The sequence below is a fragment of the Leifsonia sp. 71-9 genome, assembly GCF_001898805.1.
Lineage (GTDB): Bacteria > Actinomycetota > Actinomycetes > Actinomycetales > Microbacteriaceae > Leifsonia.
Map to the genome: position 1 here is coordinate 123,330 of NZ_MKVJ01000021.1, position 18,393 is coordinate 141,722.

The 18,393-nt window shown below is 67.2% G+C and carries 19 protein-coding genes; 12 read left to right on the plus strand and 7 right to left on the minus strand.

The genetic code is table 11. The features are described from left to right. From BGO91_RS17150 to BGO91_RS17165, 4 genes are all read left to right on the plus strand, one after another. Positions 1-333 carry a hypothetical protein gene (locus tag BGO91_RS17150; RefSeq protein ID WP_290473947.1) on the plus strand — a complete coding sequence of 111 codons (333 nt, stop codon included), beginning with the start codon at positions 1-3 and terminating at the stop codon, positions 331-333. A 34-nt stretch (positions 334-367) separates the two neighbouring features. Continuing rightward, complete coding sequence (locus tag BGO91_RS17155) at positions 368-1,582, plus strand: hypothetical protein (protein ID WP_290473948.1); 1,215 nt, start codon at positions 368-370, stop codon at positions 1,580-1,582. 98 nt (positions 1,583-1,680) lie between these two features. After that, positions 1,681-2,688, plus strand: a complete 1,008-nt coding sequence (locus tag BGO91_RS17160) for a hypothetical protein (protein WP_290473949.1) — start codon at positions 1,681-1,683, stop codon at positions 2,686-2,688. 9 nt (positions 2,689-2,697) lie between these two features. Beyond that, entirely contained in the window at positions 2,698-3,621 is a 924-nt protein-coding gene (locus BGO91_RS17165) for a hypothetical protein (protein ID WP_290473950.1), read from the plus strand. A gap of 367 nt (positions 3,622-3,988) precedes the next feature. Here the strand turns inward: BGO91_RS17165 and BGO91_RS17170 are convergent, their stop codons facing one another. From BGO91_RS17170 to BGO91_RS17200, 7 genes are all read right to left on the minus strand, one after another. Beyond that, entirely contained in the window at positions 3,989-5,185 is a 1,197-nt protein-coding gene (locus BGO91_RS17170; RefSeq protein ID WP_290473951.1) for an acyltransferase, read from the minus strand. 135 nt (positions 5,186-5,320) lie between these two features. Further along, a complete protein-coding gene (locus BGO91_RS17175; RefSeq protein WP_290473952.1) occupies positions 5,321-5,680 on the minus strand; it encodes a hypothetical protein in 360 nt (119 codons plus the stop codon). Between the two features lie 100 nt (positions 5,681-5,780). Then, positions 5,781-6,278 carry a hypothetical protein gene (locus BGO91_RS17180; RefSeq protein WP_290473953.1) on the minus strand — a complete coding sequence of 166 codons (498 nt, stop codon included), beginning with the start codon at positions 6,276-6,278 and terminating at the stop codon, positions 5,781-5,783. 132 nt (positions 6,279-6,410) lie between these two features. Continuing rightward, positions 6,411-6,665 (minus strand): hypothetical protein, encoded by a 255-nt coding sequence (locus BGO91_RS17185; protein ID WP_290473954.1) that lies wholly within the window; start codon positions 6,663-6,665, stop codon positions 6,411-6,413. A gap of 81 nt (positions 6,666-6,746) precedes the next feature. Then, entirely contained in the window at positions 6,747-6,926 is a 180-nt protein-coding gene (locus BGO91_RS17190; RefSeq protein WP_290473955.1) for a hypothetical protein, read from the minus strand. Between the two features lie 238 nt (positions 6,927-7,164). Next, positions 7,165-8,241: a DUF4037 domain-containing protein gene (locus BGO91_RS17195; protein WP_290473956.1), complete on the minus strand. Its 1,077-nt coding sequence runs from the start codon at positions 8,239-8,241 to the stop codon at positions 7,165-7,167. Between the two features lie 14 nt (positions 8,242-8,255). Continuing rightward, entirely contained in the window at positions 8,256-8,903 is a 648-nt protein-coding gene (locus BGO91_RS17200) for a TetR/AcrR family transcriptional regulator (protein WP_290473957.1), read from the minus strand. Between the two features lie 148 nt (positions 8,904-9,051). Here BGO91_RS17200 and BGO91_RS17205 point away from each other — a divergent pair, with 148 nt between their 5' ends. From BGO91_RS17205 to BGO91_RS17240, 8 genes are all read left to right on the plus strand, one after another. Beyond that, the gene (locus BGO91_RS17205) at positions 9,052-10,719 is read left to right on the plus strand and encodes an ABC transporter substrate-binding protein (protein WP_290473958.1); all 1,668 of its coding nucleotides are present in this window, start codon (positions 9,052-9,054) and stop codon (positions 10,717-10,719) included. Positions 10,720-10,804: 85 nt separating this feature from the next. Further along, positions 10,805-11,629 (plus strand): ABC transporter ATP-binding protein, encoded by an 825-nt coding sequence (locus BGO91_RS17210; protein WP_290473959.1) that lies wholly within the window; start codon positions 10,805-10,807, stop codon positions 11,627-11,629. Further along, a complete protein-coding gene (locus tag BGO91_RS17215) occupies positions 11,626-12,438 on the plus strand; it encodes an ATP-binding cassette domain-containing protein (protein WP_290473960.1) in 813 nt (270 codons plus the stop codon). Before BGO91_RS17210 ends, BGO91_RS17215 begins: the two co-directional genes overlap by 4 nt. Continuing rightward, positions 12,435-13,505, plus strand: coding sequence for an ABC transporter permease (locus BGO91_RS17220; RefSeq protein ID WP_290473961.1), 1,071 nt, complete (start codon positions 12,435-12,437; stop codon positions 13,503-13,505). The genes BGO91_RS17215 and BGO91_RS17220 overlap by 4 nt, the downstream gene beginning before the upstream one ends. A gap of 176 nt (positions 13,506-13,681) precedes the next feature. Next, positions 13,682-14,638 (plus strand): ABC transporter permease, encoded by a 957-nt coding sequence (locus BGO91_RS17225; protein WP_290474494.1) that lies wholly within the window; start codon positions 13,682-13,684, stop codon positions 14,636-14,638. Further along, the gene (locus tag BGO91_RS17230) at positions 14,635-16,905 is read left to right on the plus strand and encodes a glycoside hydrolase family 3 N-terminal domain-containing protein (RefSeq protein WP_290473962.1); all 2,271 of its coding nucleotides are present in this window, start codon (positions 14,635-14,637) and stop codon (positions 16,903-16,905) included. The genes BGO91_RS17225 and BGO91_RS17230 overlap by 4 nt, the downstream gene beginning before the upstream one ends. 74 nt (positions 16,906-16,979) lie before the next feature. Next, on the plus strand, positions 16,980-17,585 hold the full coding sequence (gene dcd / locus BGO91_RS17235; RefSeq protein WP_290473963.1) for a dCTP deaminase: 606 nt from the start codon (positions 16,980-16,982) through the stop codon (positions 17,583-17,585). A gap of 22 nt (positions 17,586-17,607) precedes the next feature. After that, positions 17,608-18,132, plus strand: coding sequence for a hypothetical protein (locus tag BGO91_RS17240; RefSeq protein WP_290473964.1), 525 nt, complete (start codon positions 17,608-17,610; stop codon positions 18,130-18,132). Positions 18,133-18,393: the final 261 nt, after the last annotated feature.

Below are 18,393 nucleotides of genomic sequence, written 5' to 3' on the forward strand. Positions count from 1 at the left end.
ATGAGCGACAACACCAGCAATCTCGGCTCGGTCATCACGAGCCCGACCGCACGCAAGCTCATCTATGGCGTGTATGTCATCGCAGTCGTCGTGATCGGCGCGATCCAGGTCGCCTACGCGTCCGTGCCCGCTTGGGGTGGACAGCCCGATTGGCTGACCGCAGCACTGCAGGTCACCGCGTCCCTCGGCATCCCGGTCGGCGGTCTCGCTCTGGTGAACACCAGCAACGGTACGTCGAAGGATCAGGTGCTCGCGAAGCATGCTCTCCTGACGCCGTCCGAGCAGGAGGCATCCGAGAACGCCGCGACATCCCGGGTGACCGGCGACGTCTGAACTACCCCTCTGATCCGGTAGCGAAGGAGCCATCATGGCAGACGACCCCCGCCCGTTTGGGCTGGTTCATGGGCGCATCTACGTCAGTGTCGGCGACACGGTGGATGCGGGGCGCGCACCGGATCAGGTGGGTACGAACGGTACCGCGATCTTCTCCGCGAACGTGGAGCGTGTCATTACGACCACTGTCGGTGCTGAACAGATTTCGTTGCCGCAGAAGATCACCGCCCAGGTGGTCAACGGTGCCCTGCAGTGGCTCGGTACGGATGATGTGCCCCTGACGGCGAACCTCGACTCTGCGGGGAACTCGCTGGGGTGGCAGTGGCGTGTCGACTGGGCGCTCACCTACACCGACCCGACAACGAACAGCCCGCAGCGGGTGACGTTGACGGGGTGGGCGTTCGACGTGAAGGTGTACAACGCTGCCGCCCCGCTCGTGGCTGGTGTGAACCCGACGCTCACGCAGATCACCACGCAGGCGCCGGTGAATGTGGCCTCGTCCGCGCTGCTGGCGAAGGGCGATCCGGGATCGCCGATGGAACTCACTATTGGCACAGTGTCGACCACCACGGATCCTGCTGCCGCGGCAGTAACGATCACACCCACTTCGGACCCGCTGAAGAAGGCTCTCAACTTCGTCATCCCGGTGGGGGCCGGTGGCGGTGGCGGTGGTGGCACGGGCACCGTGTCGAAGGTCAACGGTGTCTCACCGGATGGTTCTGGGGCGCTGGTTCTTTCACCGGCGAACATCGGTGCCGCTGCGGCAGTGGATGTTCAGACCGCTCAGGCGACCGCGTCGAACGCGTTGCAGGCAGCATCGAGTGCACAGTCTGCGGCGAACGCTGCCCAGACGACGGCGAACGCGGCACAGTCGGGGCTGGCGTCGAAGGCTGATGCCGGGTCGATTCTCGGCCTGGCGCCGATCAACTCGCCCACATTCGCCGGTGACCCGAAAGCACCGACCCCTGCAACCACCGACAACGACACGTCTCTCGCAACGACAGCGTTTGTTCGGGCTGCGATCACCCAGTACGCCCCCACGGCGTCGTCGAGTTCGAGCGTGGTCGACCTGGCATGGGATCCGACCACTCAGGCGTGGGTGTCTGGGACGGGGGCTGTTGTGACGAGTCGTCCGAACGCGAAGATCGTTCGTCTGAACGGCACCACGGATGCGGGTGCAACACGTCCTGGGTGGATGGCGACGGGTGACCAGATCATCCCTCACCCCGATTCCCCGTTGGCCGGCTGATGGGTGGACGCACGGTTCTCCGGGTGCTCACCGCTCCGGGAGTGTTACGGGGCAAGAGTCTCCCGGATGTGACGTTCGGTGGGTCGCAAACCTACCCGGTGGCGACGACTCGGATCTCCACCCTTCCGGGGTATCCGTCGCTGCGGTCGGTGATCAACGCCCTGTCCACGGATACGGTTATCGACCTCGAGGGCGGCACCTTCCAGGACAGCGACTTCTCCATGGGTGGGAACGTCTACACCTACTTCGGTGGCAAGCTCATCGGGCTGGTTAACGGGTCGACCGCTCAGAAGCCCAACTCGTCGACCCATGCGGCTGCGGTGAATGCTCAGGTAGCGGCGAACAGTGGAACGGTGCAGGAGACGTTTCTTCGCCTGGGCCGTGGCATCGTCCAGACGACGCAGGCGTACGTCGCCGACCTCACGCTGATCGCGACTGCGCAGGGTCACATCTACAACGGCATCAACATCTACTGGTGCACGGACGCACTGATCGAACGCCTCACGGTGAAGGGCTACCCGGGCTCCGCTTCGTACCCGCCCGGTGAGACGTTCCAATTCAACAACTTCCACTCGATCCGCACCGTCGTGAAGGACTCCCTGTTCGACGGTATCGGCGTCACGGCGTCGAACACCGGCAACAACTCGTCGGTGACGATGACCTACATCCGCTGCCAGTTCCTGAACACGGGCTCTGGTCACGGCGTCGCTCACTACCTCTCGTCCGACCCGACGTACATCGACTGCCTGTTCTCGGGCAACGCGAAGTCAGGGGCGAACTTCGAGAAGGTCACCGGGACCATCACGATGGTCAACCCGACGTTCCACGCGAATCAGGTCAACATGATCGTCGATACGGACGGCCCCAGCGCCGTCGTGAACATCTACGACCCTGTCTGGGACGGCATGGACACAGGCACGAAGTTCAAGATCCTCCGCCACAACACCTACAACTACCCACCCCCGGCCGTGGACGCGAACAAGCAGCTCGTGTCCGGCTTCCACATCTTCCGTGGCGGGACATGGTCGGGCGGAGAGCACGGCGCCGGCACGTACGTCGGCGGCACCGAAACCACATCGACCGACCTCCAAGTCGTCACCAACTAGGAGCAACCCATGGCAACCCGATACGTTCAGAGCTTCGAGAGCGGTGGAGCCGTCGGCTCGCCCGTGACGACGATCAACCCTTCCGGCGACAAGCCCTTCTCCGCGAATCCCCAGGGCACGGTCGTCGTCGACAACACCCATGTCGCCCACGGCTCCAAGAGCGGGAAGTTCTCTCCCACGGCAGGTGCAACATGCTCGGCGCGCTGGACGGGCCTGAACGTTCCTGTCGGCTCGACCTTCGGCGTCAGCGGCTACGGATGGTACGACGCGATCTCGGCCTCCGAGACGTACATCTGGCGTCTCAACGACACGGCCGGCGCTCTCATGTGCATGATCGAGATGTCCAACACCGGCAAGTTTCGCCTCATCGACAAGAACGGCACCACCACGCCGCTCTTCAACAGCGGCCTCAACCTCCCGACAGGGCAGGAGATCCGCTACGAGGTCTTCGGAACCATCGGGGCCTCGGCCCCGCTCAAGTGCGCCCTTTTCGCCGGTGACTCACTCACCCCGTTGGCCGGCTACAGCACGAGCGTCAGCAACGCCAACCTCGGCACGACGGCAGGCGACGTGTCCCTCTTCGGCAAGGGCGACACGGGCTCCTACGCGACCCCGTTCTGGCAGGACAGCCTGCAATTCGAGGTCGGCGGCGCCGACTTCATCGGCCCGTGGGTCTCCCAGCTCGCCACCCCCGCCCTCTCGCTCGAGAACAGCATCAACCCGACCACCGCGGGCGGGTCCGACGGGCAGGCGACCGTCTCCTGGGCGGCCGTGCCCGGCGCCGGTTCGTACAACGCCTACAAGAGCACCCTGGCGAGCCCCACGGACGCCCAGCTCGCGGCCGGCCTCGTCCAGGCGGGCGTCACGTCGCCCTTCACCTTCACGGGCCTCAAGGCGGGCGGCACGACGGTCGCCATCCAGGCGGAGCCGTAGGCCATGGTCTACACAGCCTCGGCGATGGGCCAAGCCTCCGTGACCCTGTCGGACCCTAGCGCTGCGCTCCTGAGTGCGTCGTTCATGGGAACCATCGGAGTGACGCTGGCTGATCCGGCCGCAGCCGTTATCGGTGCGTCACCAATGGGTCGAGCCGCCGTAACCCTGTCCGATCCCACGGCCCCATCCATCGCGGCGTCGCCCATGGGGAGACTCGCAGTGACACTGGTCGACCCGATCAGCGCATCGCCTTCGCCCATGGGCAAGCTAACAATCGGCCTCACCGACCCGCACAAACCAATCGGTGTCCTGATGGCGAACGGGACGATCAAGTTCTCTCCGATCCTCACATGGGATGGGACCAAACTCAGATGATCACACTGGCCCCCTCGGGTCTGCCTTCGGGCAGGTCCGAGGGGGTCTTTCGTGCATTCAGGGCATGCCCGACATGACGGGACAGGGCGATGGATGGGCGTTCCACGACCCGGTAGAACCCCTCTGCCGCGAGAAGAACCACCGGGATGGTCACGGCGGCGATCAGTAGCCATGACCACCCGTCTGCACCGACGAGAAGGGCTGTGGCGACCAGGATCGGTTCGTGGATGAGGTACAGGCTGAACGACCGTGAGCCTGCCCACTGGACCGGGCGGGCCTCGAGCGGCCGGCGTGCGGGACTGGTGAACGCGAGGACGATGATCATCGTTACACCGGTGAGGCTGAGCAGGTAGGCGAACGCTTGCGGGACACCGTATCCGGGTGGGGTGATCATGCTTGGGGAGATGGTGAGGAGCAGGGCGCCGATGATGAGCGGCCACCATGTGCGCACCCGTGATGCTGCAGTGGTGAGGCGTTCATGGTTGAACGCGATCAGCATGCCGATTCCGAATACGGGGAGGTACTGCAACAGGTCGGCGGTGAGCCACGCGACGGGGAGAGCGTGGCGCACGTTGTCGAAGCGGGAGAGCACAGAGATGACCATCAGGGTCGGGATCGCCGCCCACCACCACCGGTCGGCCCGCAACCAGCGGATGAGGAGGAACATGACCGGCATGAGGAGAGAGAACCAGACCTCCCAGGTGAGGGACCACAGAGGGCTGTTGAGGTTCGATGTGCCGAACAGCAGGACGGCGTCGTGGATGAACGACCCTAAGGTGGGGGCGTGGTGAGATCCCAACCAGCCCTGCCCAGGTTGCCGGGGCACCAGGACAGCGAGGCCCAAGGCGACGATCAGAGACGACCAGACCGGGATGTAGAGGCGAATGATGCGGCGCCCGTAGTAGGCGAGCGTGGACCGGCCGGTGGGTGGCTTGTGGAGGAAGGGGAGGGTGAGCACGAACCCGGAGAGGACGAAGAACACCAGGACGGCTTCATGGCCGGCGAGGAGCAACCTCAAGGGTGTAGCGTACAGCCACCATTCCGGGGTGAACAGGGTGGGGTTGGTCTTGTCGACGTAGATCGTTGACATGGCGGGGACGATGAGGAGTGCGTGGTAGCCGACGACGATGACGGCTGCTACACCTCGGAGCCCGTCGAGAGACTGAAACCGTTGGTGAGGGGTGCTCATGTTTCGTGAGGATACCTACACGGTCTGCCCCCTGACCTCACCCCAATCCGGGTGTCAAGCGGACTTGAACCGTCGCCCTGAACATGCAAGCGAAACGCGATTCACTTGCATCGGGGTGGATCATCATGGTGATCATCATGATGATGACCCCTGACGGTGTTCGCGCCAGAACTTCACGAGCTCGCCGGCGGGTGGTTTCGCTGCAGCCATCACACTGTTGTCCGTCCGCCGCGCAGCCATGTGATGCCGCCACTCCTCGAACGCGATCCGGTAGTCCCACCCCAACTGACACGCCTGATCGAACGATCGCACCCACCCGATCAGCTCCCTGGCCTCGCTCGTGGGCGCATACGTGACAACCCGGAACCATTCCTCGGGCCGGTTCGGATCACCCTTCAGGAACCGCCTCACGACCGCGTACGGCACCTGAGACTCCGACACCCGCAGCAACCACTCGGTCGGGCGCGCGTAGGAGGTAGGGGACCAGTCAGACACCAGGACAGGATAGGTCCCCACCCCCGACACGAGAACACCCCCGAAGCCGTAGCTACGGGGGTGCGATTCTCATTTGCGGATGAGGTTGGGTGTGGTGATGCTAGGCGATCGCCTTCTTCGGGCGGCCACCGCTGGTGTTGCGGGTTTCAAGCCACCGGGCGACAGCGTGCCGTCCCATCAGCGGGCCCTGAGCGGTCTCTATGACCGGTTTGGGGAACCCGCTGATGGATGCGAACTGCCGCGCCCGCTGACGAGAGACACCAGCCATGTCAGCGATCTCCGCGTAACCGACGACCTCCGGGAAGAGAGGGCGTGCAAGCTCAGCATCGACTGCGGACTCGGAAAGAACCTCAATCCCGGTCACACTGATCGAACCAAGGATCGGTTCGGCTGCAGATGTGACGAGACGGGTTGCTTCCGCGGCTGCGTCCAAAGGCGTCGCAGCCTCAACGGAGAGGGTGACAGACCCTCCCGAGAGGTCGCGCTCGACACTCATCGCGGCGCCGTGGGTGAGCAGCGCCTCGATGGTGTCGAAGGCCGCGTCTTCGGTGAACGGGTGGGCGCTCATGAATGCGACGCTGGCCTGCCAGTTAGTCATAAGGGGCATTTCCTTCCTGATCTCCAATTTGATGGTTGCAATTTTCGGAGGATGTTCGCCAAGGCATGTGTGTTAGGTTTGGGGGAAAGCTGGTCTGCAAACTTGCTTTCCCCCGCACCCAACAGCATCCGCTTACTGGTTGTATCCGCGCTGCCTCAGCAGCGAGAGGGTATTCGCATACCATCTGTGGTCGGACGAGGTCTTATGGATCAAGACCCCCGACAGGGACTCATCGGGTGGATAGCACATCCAGCCTTTTTTGACGGTAGCGATCCGCCATCCCTGATCTGCCAGCTTGTCGAGAAGCGGCTTGATGCGCTTATCGATAGGGCGAACCTCCTCTGTGTAGTTGTTTGACGAGGCGGTTGCCTTGTCGATGACAAGCATAACACAACTATTCCCATCGACAACAGAACCGTCACGACCCTGATGCCCTGTACCCCAGTCCACCCCATTGCAGGGGAAGGGCTACTGCTCATCACCTCGCACGAGGACGAAGCTCACCGGGCCAATAACCTGGGCTCGAATGACCTGCTTGATCTGCCAGCCGAGGCGTGACCACTTGTTGAGCTCTGCGGTGATGTTCTCGTCTACGCGGTCGCTCTTATTGCCAGGGTGATACGTGACGAACCTGTACTCGACAGCCATGCGATCGAGACTAGGCCCATGCGCAGTTTATTGGCGGTTTTGACGCGTGAATCCCCGTGAACTGCGGTGATGAAACGGCCAAGGATCTGCGCATCAAAGCCCCGGTCAGCCCGAGTATCGATGATGACGAGTGATGATGCGTGAATCAGGCTTGTTGAAGCTGAAGTTCTACCATTGAACTACACTCGCGTGGCCCTCGATCCCAGTGATCCACTGGGAGGCGGGACTGCCGCCCAGACTACCCGGTCGTTCGTCCGTGGCCAAACTCGTCGACCGCGTTGCGCCGTGCCTCCGGGTTGGTGAGCACGGCAACGTTGTCGGTGCGCTGCTCGATCGAGCCGCGTCCGCGGGGGAGTCGCTGCACGACGGGGTCGGCGATTCCGTCGAGGAGTTGGTTCGCGATGGCCGGATCCGGGTGCAGGTGCGGGCGGTCCCAGAATGGGACGAGCGCGGCGTCCACCGCGGTCAGGCCGAGCGCGTTCTGCTGGTCCAGGAGGAGCTGGAGGGCGTGGCCGAGTCCGCTATGCCGCGTCGCGAGGTCGCGCGCATCCAGCACCGTGTCGATCGATTCGCCCACGGGCCCCGCGTTCGGCAACTGCGCGAAGCGGGAGCCGAACCACTTCGCGTAGGGCGGCCAGGTGCGTTCGAGCAGGAATGCGAGGTGCATGGCGATCTGGGACAGCCGGGCGGCGATGATGCGCGCGCCGGTGTCGTCGCCGACCTCCGCCGCTCGGCCCATCAGCGGGAGCTCCTGGCCGATCCGTTCCCAGTCGCACGCCAGGACGTACCGCCAGAGGTCGTCCGGGTACCAGTCCAGGGCGTGGCGCACCGCCGCGAGCTCGCCGGTCGGGTCGGTGAAGACCGGGCCGGCGGTCACCTCGAGGGCGGCCTGGCCGGAGACGGAGAGCCAGTCGTCCACTCCGATGCCCGCGCGCGGGTCGAAGCCGAGGCGGGCGACGGCGAACTCCGTCACCGTCGTCACCTCGACGTGATGGTCCGCGCGGCTCTCGCCGGTGAAGGCGAACCGGGTGGGGAGCCCCCGGAAGGTGTCCGGGAGGTCGTGGTCGAGCAGCGCAGAGACGCCCGCGACCGCGTCGGCGGGGACGAAGAGACTGAGCCGGAGGCCCCAGTCGTGGTCGCGGGAGACGGCGTCGTCGAAGCCGAGGACGTCCGAACCCGATCCGAGACGGCCGGCGGCGACGGGGAGGCCGGGAAGCCGCGCCGCGAGGAGGGGCGCGACGAGGTCGTCGAAGTACGCGCGCGACAACAGGATCCCCGTCGCGGCGTCCTCCGGCACGTCGGCTCCGCGATCCATGGATTCGGCGGGCCTCAGGCCTCGCGCACGTACGTGGTCAGCTCCGGACCCGGGTGGAGCACGCCGTTGACGATCGCGCGGATGGCGTACTCGCTGGCGCCGGCGAGGTCGATCGACGAGGGTTCGAGCAGCCACTGGAGCTGGAGGCCGTCCATGACGGCGAGGATGGAGGCGGCCGCCTTGTCGACCGACCGGGGGTCGGTGACGCCCTCCTGCTCGCAGAGCTCCCGGAAAGCCTCGCCGATCTCGCTGCGCAGCGTCCGGTAGCGGTCCTCGAAGTAGCTCCTGGCGGGGTGCTCGTCGGTCACCGACTCGGCGGAGAGCACGGTGTAGACCTGCACGATGCCGGGGCGCTGGGCGTTGCGGAGGGCCGTGCCGACCAGGTGCATGAAGAGTTCGGGCCCGCCGGGGATGTGTCGGTCGGCCAGGTGGGCGACGTCGTCCTGGTCGCGGAACTCGATGACCTCGAGGAGCAGGTTCTGCTTGGAGCCGAAGTGGTGCAGCACGCCGGCATGGGTCATCCCGACCTGCTCGGCGATGTCGGCGAGGGTGCCGTTGGTGGAGCCCTTGGTGCCGAAGACCTCGACCGCCGCGCGGAGGATGTCCTTGCGCTTGCGCTCGGTCTCGGGGCGCGGGTTGGCCGTGCCGGCGGTGGTGGCCATCCCGCATCTTCTTTCGCTCGATCTTGCGTGGCAGCTTACCACCCAGTAATCTCACGCTAACTTGCTTTCTGACCAGTAAGCAAGTTATGTTCACCAAACACCCCTGCACCACCAGGCACAAGGACTGTGCCGTCACGAAGGAGAAGCAATGAGGCTTAGGAAGCTCTTGATCGCGGGCTCCGCGGTCATCGCCATCAGCGCGCTGGCGCTGACGGGATGCTCGAGCAGCGGATCGAACGCGTCGAGCGGATCGCTCACGATCGCCAAGCCGGACGGCTCCGCCGTTCTCGCGACGCAGATCAACAACCCGTTCATCAGCACCGGCTCGGGCCAGTCGCTCGGTTACAACCGGATGATCTTCGAGCCGCTCGCCATGGTCAACCCGGTCGGCAAGAACGAGACCACCCCGTGGCTCGCGTCGAAGGTCGAGTGGAACTCCGACTACACGCAGCTGACGGTCACGCCCCGCGCGAACGTCAAGTGGAGCGACGGCAAGCCGTTCACGGCCGACGACATCGTCTTCACCTTCAACCTCATCAAGAACACCCCGGCCCTCGACCTCGCCGGCCTGAAGCTCTCCGACGTGAAGAAGGACGGCGGCAACGTCGTCCTCAGCTTCTCCGAGTCGAAGTTCGTCAAGCAGGGCGACGTGCTCCAGACGGCCATCGTGCCCGAGCACCAGTGGAAGGACATCGCCGACCCGACGAAGGATGCGGTCAAGGACGCGGTCGGCACCGGTCCGTACACGATCAAGACCTTCTCGTCGCAGGGCGTGGTGCTGAAGTCGCGCACCGACTACTGGGGCGGCAAGGTCCCCGTGCCCGAGCTGAAGTACCTCGAGTACAACGACAACACCGGCCTCCTCCGCGGCCTCCAGAACGGCGAGACCGACTGGGCGCAGATCTTCATCACGGACTACCAGAAGAACTACGTCGACAAGGACCCGAAGCACAACGTCTTCTGGGGCGCGAACATCCTGAGCCCGGACATGATCGTGGTCAACACGACCAAGGCCCCGTTCGACAACGTGGCGTTCCGCAAGGCCGTCAACATGGTCGTCGACCGCAAGGCTCACGCCGAGAAGGCCCGCAGCAACGCCGGCCCCGAGCTGAAGAACGTGACCGGCATCCCGCAGCCGACCGGTGACCAGTACATCGCCCCGGACTACAAGGACCAGAACTTCAAGGTCGACGTCGACGGCGCCAAGAAGGTCCTCACCGACGCCGGCTACACCTGGAAGGACGGCGCCCTGATGGACCCGTCCGGCAACCCGGTCTCCTTCACCCTGCAGGACCCGCAGGGCTGGAACGACTACGTCACCGGCATCCAGCTGGTCGCCACGCAGGTCAAGAACACCCTGGGCGCCGATGCGAAGGTCGCCACCCCGGACGCCGACACCTGGACCACCAACGTGGCGACGGGCAACTTCGACGCCGTGCTGCACTGGACCGGCTCCGGCTCGAACCCGTGGCACATCTACGACGACGTCATGAACGGCGCCTACCTCGACCAGGCCGCCGACGGCAAGGTCGCCGACAACTTCGGGCGCTACAACAACCCGGAGGCGACCGCCCTCCTCAAGGAGTACGCGCAGGCGTCCGACGACGCGTCCCGCACCGCCGCCCTCGACAAGATCCAGAAGATCTTCGTGGACGACGTGCCGGCCATCGCGATCGGCACCCACCCGCAGCTCGGTGAGTACAACACCCGCAAGTACACCGGGTGGCCGAGCGAGAGCGACCAGTACGCGACCGCCGACCCGACCCAGCCCTGGGCCGTGCAGGTGATCATGAAGCTGAAGCCCGCGAGCAAGTAACCCCCCACTGCGTCCGGGGCGGAAGACGGTTTCGACCCCGCCTCCGCCCCGGACGTTTCGCGGTCAGCACGAAAGCGACGTACTCATGACAGACTCCCTTCTCTCTGTGCGCGACTTCTCGGTCGTGTACGACGTGGATCCGCCGGTCCAGGCGGTGAAGAACGTCACCCTCGACATCAAGCGCGGCGAGATCGTCGGCCTCGCCGGCGAGAGCGGCTGCGGCAAGACCACGCTCGCCTACGGCGTGCAGCGGCTCCTCCGGCCGCCGGCCGTCATCACCGACGGCAGCGTCGTCTTCCACGACAAGAGCGGCGACGACGTCGACATCAACTCCCTCGGCGTGGAGCAGATGCGCCGGTTCCGCTGGGACAAGATCTCCATGGTCTTCCAGGGCGCGATGAACGCCCTCAACCCGGTCGCGACGATCGGCTCGCAGCTCGAGGACGTCTTCGAAGTGCACCGGCCCGACATGAACCGCACGGAGCGCCGCAAGGCCGTCGTCGAGCTCCTGGAGATCGTGAAGGTCGGCGGCCAGCGCGTCCGCTCCTACCCCCACGAGCTGTCCGGCGGCATGCGCCAGCGCGTCATGATCGCCATGGCGCTCGCACTGCGCCCCCAGCTGATGGTGATGGACGAGCCGACCACCGCGCTCGACGTGCTCGTGCAGCGCGAGATCCTGCGACAGATCTCCCAGCTCCGCCACGAGTTCGGCTTCTCCGTCGTCTTCATCACCCACGACCTGCCCCTGCTGCTGGAGATCAGCGACCGGATCGCGATCATGCGCGAGGGCGAGATCATCGAGCTGGCCACGGCCGAACGCATCTGGAACGACCCGCAGCACGAGTACACGCGCAAGCTGCTCGCCTCCTTCCCGCGTCTGACCGGAGAGAGAGGAGTGGTCGCGCGATGACGACCCTCGAGTTCAAGAACGTCACCAAGATCTACAACGTCCGCGGGTCCGGCCAGCTCAAGGCCCTCGACGACGTGAGCTTCACCCTCGGCTCGCACCAGACGCTCGGCCTGGTCGGCCAGTCCGGCAGCGGCAAGTCGACGATCGCGAAGATCCTCACCCAGCTGGAGACCCCCACGCGCGGCGAGATCCTGCTCGACGGCGTCCCGATCCCGCGCGGCGGGCGAGGCCTGCGGCGCTACCGCCAGCAGCTGAGGATGGTGTTCCAGGACCCGTTCGCGTCGCTCAACCCGTCCCACTCGATCCGCCACCACATCGAGCGTCCGCTCCGGCTCGACAACGTCGTCCCCAAGCGCGAGGTCGACGACGAGGTGCGGCGCCTGCTGCTCCGCGTGCGCCTCGACGCGGACGCCGTGATCGACCGCCGCCCGCACGAGCTCTCCGGCGGCCAGCGTCAGCGTGTGGCCATCGCCCGCGCCCTGGCCTCCCGCCCGGCCCTCCTGGTCGCCGACGAGCCGGTCTCGATGCTCGACGTGTCGATCCGCCTCGGCGTGCTCAACCTGCTCGCCGACCTCCAGCGCGAGGAAGGGCTCGGCGTGCTCTACATCACCCACGACCTGGCCACGGCACGGCACTTCAGCGACGAGATCATGGTGCTCAACCAGGGCAAGGTCGTCGAGCGCGGCACGGCCGACGACGTCATCCTGCGCCCGCAGGACCCGTACACGCGCGAGCTGCGCGCCGCTTCGCCCGACCCCGAGAAGCACTTCCGGGAACTGTCGGCACAGACTTCGGGAGGTGCGCAGTGAGCGCCGAATCGCAGGCCCCCGTCGATCCGACCCTCGTCGGCACGACCGCCACCGGCACGGAGCGCCGCCGCACGCGCGTCCCGTGGCGCTTCATCGGCGGCCGCGTGGCCTTCTACCTGTTCACGCTGTGGGCCGCCATCACCGTCAACTTCTTCCTGCCCCGCCTGATGAAGGGCGACGCGGTCGACTCCTTCATGGCGCGGAGCCAGGGGCAGCTGACGCCGGACGCCGAGAAGGCGCTGCGCGCGCTCTTCGGCCTCGACAAGTCGGTGCCGCTCTGGGACCAGTACGTCAACTACTGGAACATGCTGCTGCACGGCAACCTCGGCATCTCGATCTCCACCGGCATGGCTCCGGTGGGGGAGGCGATCGCCTCGGCCCTGCCGTGGACGCTCGGCCTGGTCGGCGTCGCCACGATCATCTCCTTCGCCATCGGCACCGGCCTCGGCGCGGTGATCGGCTGGAAGCGCGGCAGCCGCCTGGACCTGTTCGTCCCGGTCACGACCTTCCTCGGCACGATCCCCTACTTCTGGCTCGGCCTGATCTTCATCGCGATCTTCTCCACCACGCTCGGCTGGTTCCCGGCCGGCCACGCCTATGAGGTGGGAGTGGAGCCCGGCTGGAACGCGGAGTTCATCTCCGAGGTCGTCTCGCACGCCGTCCTCCCGGTGCTGACCATCGTGGTCGTCTCGCTCGGCGGCTGGGTGCTCGGGATGCGCAACATGATGCTCACGGTGCTCGACGAGGACTACATCACGGTCGCGCAGGCCAAGGGCATGCCCAACCGGCGCGTGCTGTGGCGCTACGCCGCCCGCAACGCGGTGCTCCCGCAGATCCAGAGCTTCGCCCTCGCGCTCGGCTTCATCGTCGGCGGCACGCTCGTGATGGAGATGGTCTTCTCCTACCCGGGCATCGGCCTGCTGCTGCTCAACGCGACCAACGCGAAGGACTACGCGCTGATGCAGGGCATCTTCCTCGTGCTGGTCCTGGCCGTGCTGGTGGCGAACATCATCGCGGACATCGCCTACGCCATCCTCGACCCGCGCACCCGTCAGACGGAGGCCTGATCATGACAACCCCCGCCGAGAAGACCGTCCCCGCCGAGAGCGCACCCGCACTCACGCACCACGTGGGCGTCGGCGCCCCCGAGACCGCGGCCGTGCTGGCCGGCCGGCCGCAGAACTCCCCCGAGCACACCCCGGAGCGGAAGACCTTCTGGTCCCAGCTGAAGGTCTCGCTCGCGATGTTCAGCAACCCGAAGTCCGCCACGGGCCTCATCATCCTCGGGGTGTTCATCCTCGTCGCGATCTTCGCGCCGCTGATCGCCCCGTACGACCCCCAGGCGCAGAACCTCGACGCCACCCTGCAGCCGCCGTCGTTCCAGCACCTGCTGGGCACGACCCACATCGGGCAGGACGTGTTCAGCCAGCTCGTCTACGGCACCCGCGGCGTGCTCGTCGTCGGGTTCCTGGCGACGATCATGGCGACCGTCGTCGCGATCGCCGTCGGTGTGACCGCCGGCTATCTGCGCGGCTGGAAGAGCGAGGCGCTGTCCGCGCTGTCGAACGTGTTCCTCGTCATCCCCGGCCTGCCGCTGATGATCATCATCGCCTCGCAGTTCGAGGACCCGCCTCTGGTCGTCATCGCCGCCGTGCTCGGTCTCACGGGCTGGGCCTGGGGTGCGCGCGTGCTGCGCGCGCAGACCATGTCGCTGCGCAACCGCGACTTCATCCAGGCCGCCCGCGCCAACGGCGAGCCGCTGTACCGCATCATCCTGGTCGAGATGCTGCCGAACCTGATGGCGCTCATCGCCTCCAGCTTCGTCGGCACCATGACGGCCGCCGTCCTGGGCCTGACCACGCTGGCGTTCATCGGCGTCATCCCGGTGTCGAACCTCAACTGGGGAACGGTGCTCTTCTGGGCGCAGCAGAACAACGCGTTCCCGGACTACTGGTGGTGGTACGTCCCCGCCGGTCTCTGCATCGCGATCCTCGGCGTGGCGCTCTCGCTCGTCAACTTCGGCATCGACGAGTACGTCAACCCGCGCCTGCGCTCCGCCGGTGAGCGCGCCCGCGCGATGAAGAAGAAGGGTCTCAACATCAACGCGACCGTCACCCAGGTGCGCACGGGGTCATCGGCCCCGTCTGCCTCCACCTCCTCCCCGTCCAACGGGCCCGCGGCGGAAGGCGCCACTGAATGACATCGACACTGCCGACGACGGACGCCGCGCACGCGGGCATCGCCCCGTACCAGGATCCGTCGCTGACGACCGCGGAGCGCGTCCGCGACCTGCTCGGCCGCATGACCGTGGAGGAGAAGGTCGGGCAGATGCTCCAGCTCGACGCGCGCGACGACCTGCGGGACCACGTCCTGCGGCGTCACGTCGGGTCGATCCTCCACACGTCCCCCGAGCGCATCCTGGAGGCGAACCGGCTCACGGCCGAGACGCGCCTGCGGATCCCGCTGCTCGTCGGCGAGGACTGCATCCACGGGCACTCGTTCTGGCCCGGCGCCACGATCTACCCCACCCAGCTCGGCCTCGCCGCGTCGTGGGATGCGGAGCTGATCGAGCGCGTCGCCCGCGCAACGGCCGAAGAGGTCGCCGTGACGGGTGTGCACTGGACCTTCTCGCCGGTGCTGTGCATCGCGCGCGACCTCCGCTGGGGACGCGTCAGCGAGACGTTCGGCGAGGACCCGTTCCTCATCGGCGAGCTCGCGAGCGCGATGGTCCGCGGCTACCAGGGCGACGGCCTCGACGACCCGACCGCGATCCTCGCGACGGCGAAGCACTTCGCCGGCTACTCGGAGACGCAGGGCGGCCGCGACGCGAGCGAGGCCGACATCTCCCGGCGCAAGCTCCGCAGCTGGTTCCTGCCGCCGTTCGAGCGCGTGGCCCGCGCGGGCTGCCGCACCTTCATGCTCGGCTACCAGAGCACCGACGGCGTGCCGATCACGGTCAACGACTGGCTGCTCAGCGAGGTGCTCCGCGGCGAGTGGGGCTACACCGGCACCCTCATCACCGACTGGGACAACGTGGGCCGCATGGTCTGGGAGCAGAAGGTCCAGCCCGACTACGCGCACGCGGCCGCCGCGGCCGTGACGGCGGGCAACGACATGGTCATGACCACTCCTCTCTTCTATGAGGGTGCGCTGGAGGCCGTCGCCCAGGGGCTGCTCGCCGAGGACGCCTTCGACGCGGCGGTCGGGCGCATCCTGACCCTCAAGTTCGACCTCGGGCTCTTCGAGGACCCGCGCCTCCCCTCCGCCGACCTCGACTCCGTGGTCGGCAGCGCGGAGCACGCCGCCCTCAACCTCGAGGTCGCGCGCCGCTCGCTCGTGCTGCTGGAGAACGACGGGACGCTGCCGCTGGCGGCGACCGCATCCGCGCCCGTGCGCGTCGCGCTGGTCGGCCCGCTCGCCGACGACGCGCAGACGCAGCTCGGCGACTGGGCGGGCGGGTCGGGTCAGGCCGGCTGGCTGGACGGCCAGCCGCGCGAGATGATCACCACCGTGCTCGACGGGCTGCGTGCGCTGGAGGGTGTCAGCGTGCAGTACGCCCGCGGCGCCGACATCCTCACGCTCGAGGACGACCCGAACGGGCGCACGTTCCCCGACGGCCAGCCCCGGCCCCCGGTCGTGGTGCCGTGCGCGCCCGACCAGCAGCTGATCGACGAGGCCGTGGCCGCCGCCGAGCAGTCGGATGTCGTGGTCGCCGTGGTCGGCGACCGCATCGAGCTCATCGGCGAGGGCCGCTCCACGGCGACCCTCGAACTGATCGGCGGCCAGAACGCGCTGCTCGACGCCCTGATCGCGACCGGGAAGCCCGTCGTCGTGATCCTGCTGGCGTCGAAGCCGCTCGTCCTCCCGGCGTCGACCGAGAACGCGGCCGCCGTCATCTGGGCGGCGAACCCGGGCATGCTCGGCGGCCAGGCGCTGGCCGAGCTCCTCACTGGTCGCATCGAGCCTTCGGGCCGCCTGCCGATCTCGTTCGCGCGCCACGTCGGCCAGCAGCCGACGTACTACAACCAGATCCGCGGCCAGCACGGCGACCGCTACGCCGACCTCACCCAGACGCCCGCCTGGGCGTTCGGCCAAGGCCTGTCGTACACGACCGTCGAGTACGCCGACCTCGCGCTCGCGCGCACCGGCCTCGGCGTCGGCGACGACATCGTGGCCGAGGTCACCGTGAGCAACACGGGCGACCGGCCCGTCCGCGAGACCGTGCAGGTGTACGTGCGCGACGCGGTCACCAGCGTGAGCTGGACCGACCGGGAGCTGAAGACGTACCGCCAGCTCGACCTCGCGCCGGGGGAGTCCGCCCGAGTGGAGCTGACCCTCCCCGTCGCGGAGTGCTCGATCGTGGATGCGGCCGGCGTACGCCGGGTCGAGCCCGGGGCGTTCGAGCTGCTCGTCGGCTCGTCGTCGCGCACCGAGGACCTCCTGACGGCGGCGTTCGAGGTCCGGTGACCGTGCCTCCGGTCGGCCGGGATGGCGGCGCAACGCCCGTGTCCCGGCCGACCGGCACCCGATAAGCTGAGATCGTGCTTCTCTCCGATCGCGACATCAAGGCCGAGCTCGGCGCCGGACGGATCGGCCTGGAGCCGTTCGACCCCTCGATGGTGCAGCCGTCGAGCATCGACGTGCGGCTGGACCGGTTCTTCCGGTTGTTCGACAACCACAAGTACCCGTTCATCGACCCGTCGGAGGACCAGCCCGAGCTGACGCGCTTCGTCGAGGTGGAGGCGGACCAGCCGTTCATCCTGCACCCCGGCGAGTTCGTGCTCGGGTCGACGTACGAGCTGGTGTCCCTGCCCGACGACGTCGCCGCCCGCCTGGAGGGCAAGAGCTCGCTCGGGCGCCTCGGCCTGCTGACGCACTCGACCGCCGGGTTCATCGACCCCGGGTTCTCCGGTCACGTGACGCTCGAGCTCAGCAACGTCGCGACCCTCCCGATCAAGCTCTGGCCGGGCATGAAGATCGGCCAGATGTGCTTCTTCCGGCTCACCTCGCCGGCCGAGAAGCCCTACGGGTCGAGCGAGTACAGCTCCCGCTACCAGGGCCAGCGCGGGCCGACGGCGTCGCGCTCCTTCCTCAACTTCCACCGGACCGACGTGTCCGCCACCGAGGCCGGGCGCCCGTCCAGCTGACCAACGACCCGAGAGGCGCCCCATGAGCGAGACGACCGACGCCGAGTTCGCGAGCGCGCTGATCGCGCCGGGGCCCACTCCCGTGAGGCCGCAGCGGATGCACCTCTTCGGCCAGCTGGTGGGCAGCTGGCGCGCCGAGTGCCGGTTCCTCGACGAGGAGTCCGGAGCGTGGAGCGAGTTCACGACGGACTGGCTGTTCGCCTACACGCTCGGCGGCCGCGCCGTTCAGGATGTGCTGGTCGCCCCGACCGCGGCCGACCCCTCCCGCACGGAGTCGAAGGGCACCACCGTCCGCGTGTACGACCCCGTTCTCGGCGCATGGCGGGTGAGCTGGTTCGGCGCTGTCGCCGGTGACTTCTGCACCCTCGTCGCCTCCGGCCACCGCGACGGGATCCGCCAGGACGGCACCCAGACCGACGGCCGCCCGATCCGCTGGAACTTCTCCGCCATCACCGCCGACTCCTTCGAGTGGGACGGCTGGGTCTCCGACGACGAGGGCCGCACCTGGTGGCTGGAGCAGCACATCACCGCGACCCGCACCGGGTAGGGGCGCCGCCGCGCCCTGCGGCCTGGCCGCGCCCGCTGCTGCCCGCGCGCATCCATCCGTCACAACACGCCGCCAACGCGGGCGCGCACGCGGCATGTCGCGACCACTGGATCCTCCGCTCCCATCCACCCGCCACGATGCGCTACCAGCGGCAGCGCCAGCGCCGGCGCGCACGCGGCGTGTCGCGCCCACTGGATCGCCCGCTCCCATCCAGCTGTCGCAACGCGCCGCCAGCGCGGGCTCCCGTACGGCGTGTCGTGA

What these genes read in the sequence shown, in the direction of transcription:
- BGO91_RS17205 (WP_290473958.1), top strand. Translation starts at nt 9,052, where the DNA reads ATGAGGCTTAGGAAGCTCTTGATCGCGGGCTCCGCGGTCATCGCCATC.
- BGO91_RS17165 (WP_290473950.1), top strand. Translation starts at nt 2,698, where the DNA reads ATGGCAACCCGATACGTTCAGAGCTTCGAGAGCGGTGGAGCCGTCGGC.
- BGO91_RS17240 (WP_290473964.1), top strand. Translation starts at nt 17,608, where the DNA reads ATGAGCGAGACGACCGACGCCGAGTTCGCGAGCGCGCTGATCGCGCCG.
- BGO91_RS17185 (WP_290473954.1), bottom strand. Translation starts at nt 6,665, where the DNA reads ATGCTTGTCATCGACAAGGCAACCGCCTCGTCAAACAACTACACAGAG.
- BGO91_RS17190 (WP_290473955.1), bottom strand. Translation starts at nt 6,926, where the DNA reads ATGGCTGTCGAGTACAGGTTCGTCACGTATCACCCTGGCAATAAGAGC.
- BGO91_RS17155 (WP_290473948.1), top strand. Translation starts at nt 368, where the DNA reads ATGGCAGACGACCCCCGCCCGTTTGGGCTGGTTCATGGGCGCATCTAC.
- BGO91_RS17225 (WP_290474494.1), top strand. Translation starts at nt 13,682, where the DNA reads ATGTTCAGCAACCCGAAGTCCGCCACGGGCCTCATCATCCTCGGGGTG.
- BGO91_RS17210 (WP_290473959.1), top strand. Translation starts at nt 10,805, where the DNA reads ATGACAGACTCCCTTCTCTCTGTGCGCGACTTCTCGGTCGTGTACGAC.
- BGO91_RS17230 (WP_290473962.1), top strand. Translation starts at nt 14,635, where the DNA reads ATGACATCGACACTGCCGACGACGGACGCCGCGCACGCGGGCATCGCC.
- BGO91_RS17150 (WP_290473947.1), top strand. Translation starts at nt 1, where the DNA reads ATGAGCGACAACACCAGCAATCTCGGCTCGGTCATCACGAGCCCGACC.
- BGO91_RS17215 (WP_290473960.1), top strand. Translation starts at nt 11,626, where the DNA reads ATGACGACCCTCGAGTTCAAGAACGTCACCAAGATCTACAACGTCCGC.
- BGO91_RS17170 (WP_290473951.1), bottom strand. Translation starts at nt 5,185, where the DNA reads ATGAGCACCCCTCACCAACGGTTTCAGTCTCTCGACGGGCTCCGAGGT.
- BGO91_RS17200 (WP_290473957.1), bottom strand. Translation starts at nt 8,903, where the DNA reads ATGGCCACCACCGCCGGCACGGCCAACCCGCGCCCCGAGACCGAGCGC.
- BGO91_RS17180 (WP_290473953.1), bottom strand. Translation starts at nt 6,278, where the DNA reads ATGACTAACTGGCAGGCCAGCGTCGCATTCATGAGCGCCCACCCGTTC.
- BGO91_RS17195 (WP_290473956.1), bottom strand. Translation starts at nt 8,241, where the DNA reads ATGGATCGCGGAGCCGACGTGCCGGAGGACGCCGCGACGGGGATCCTG.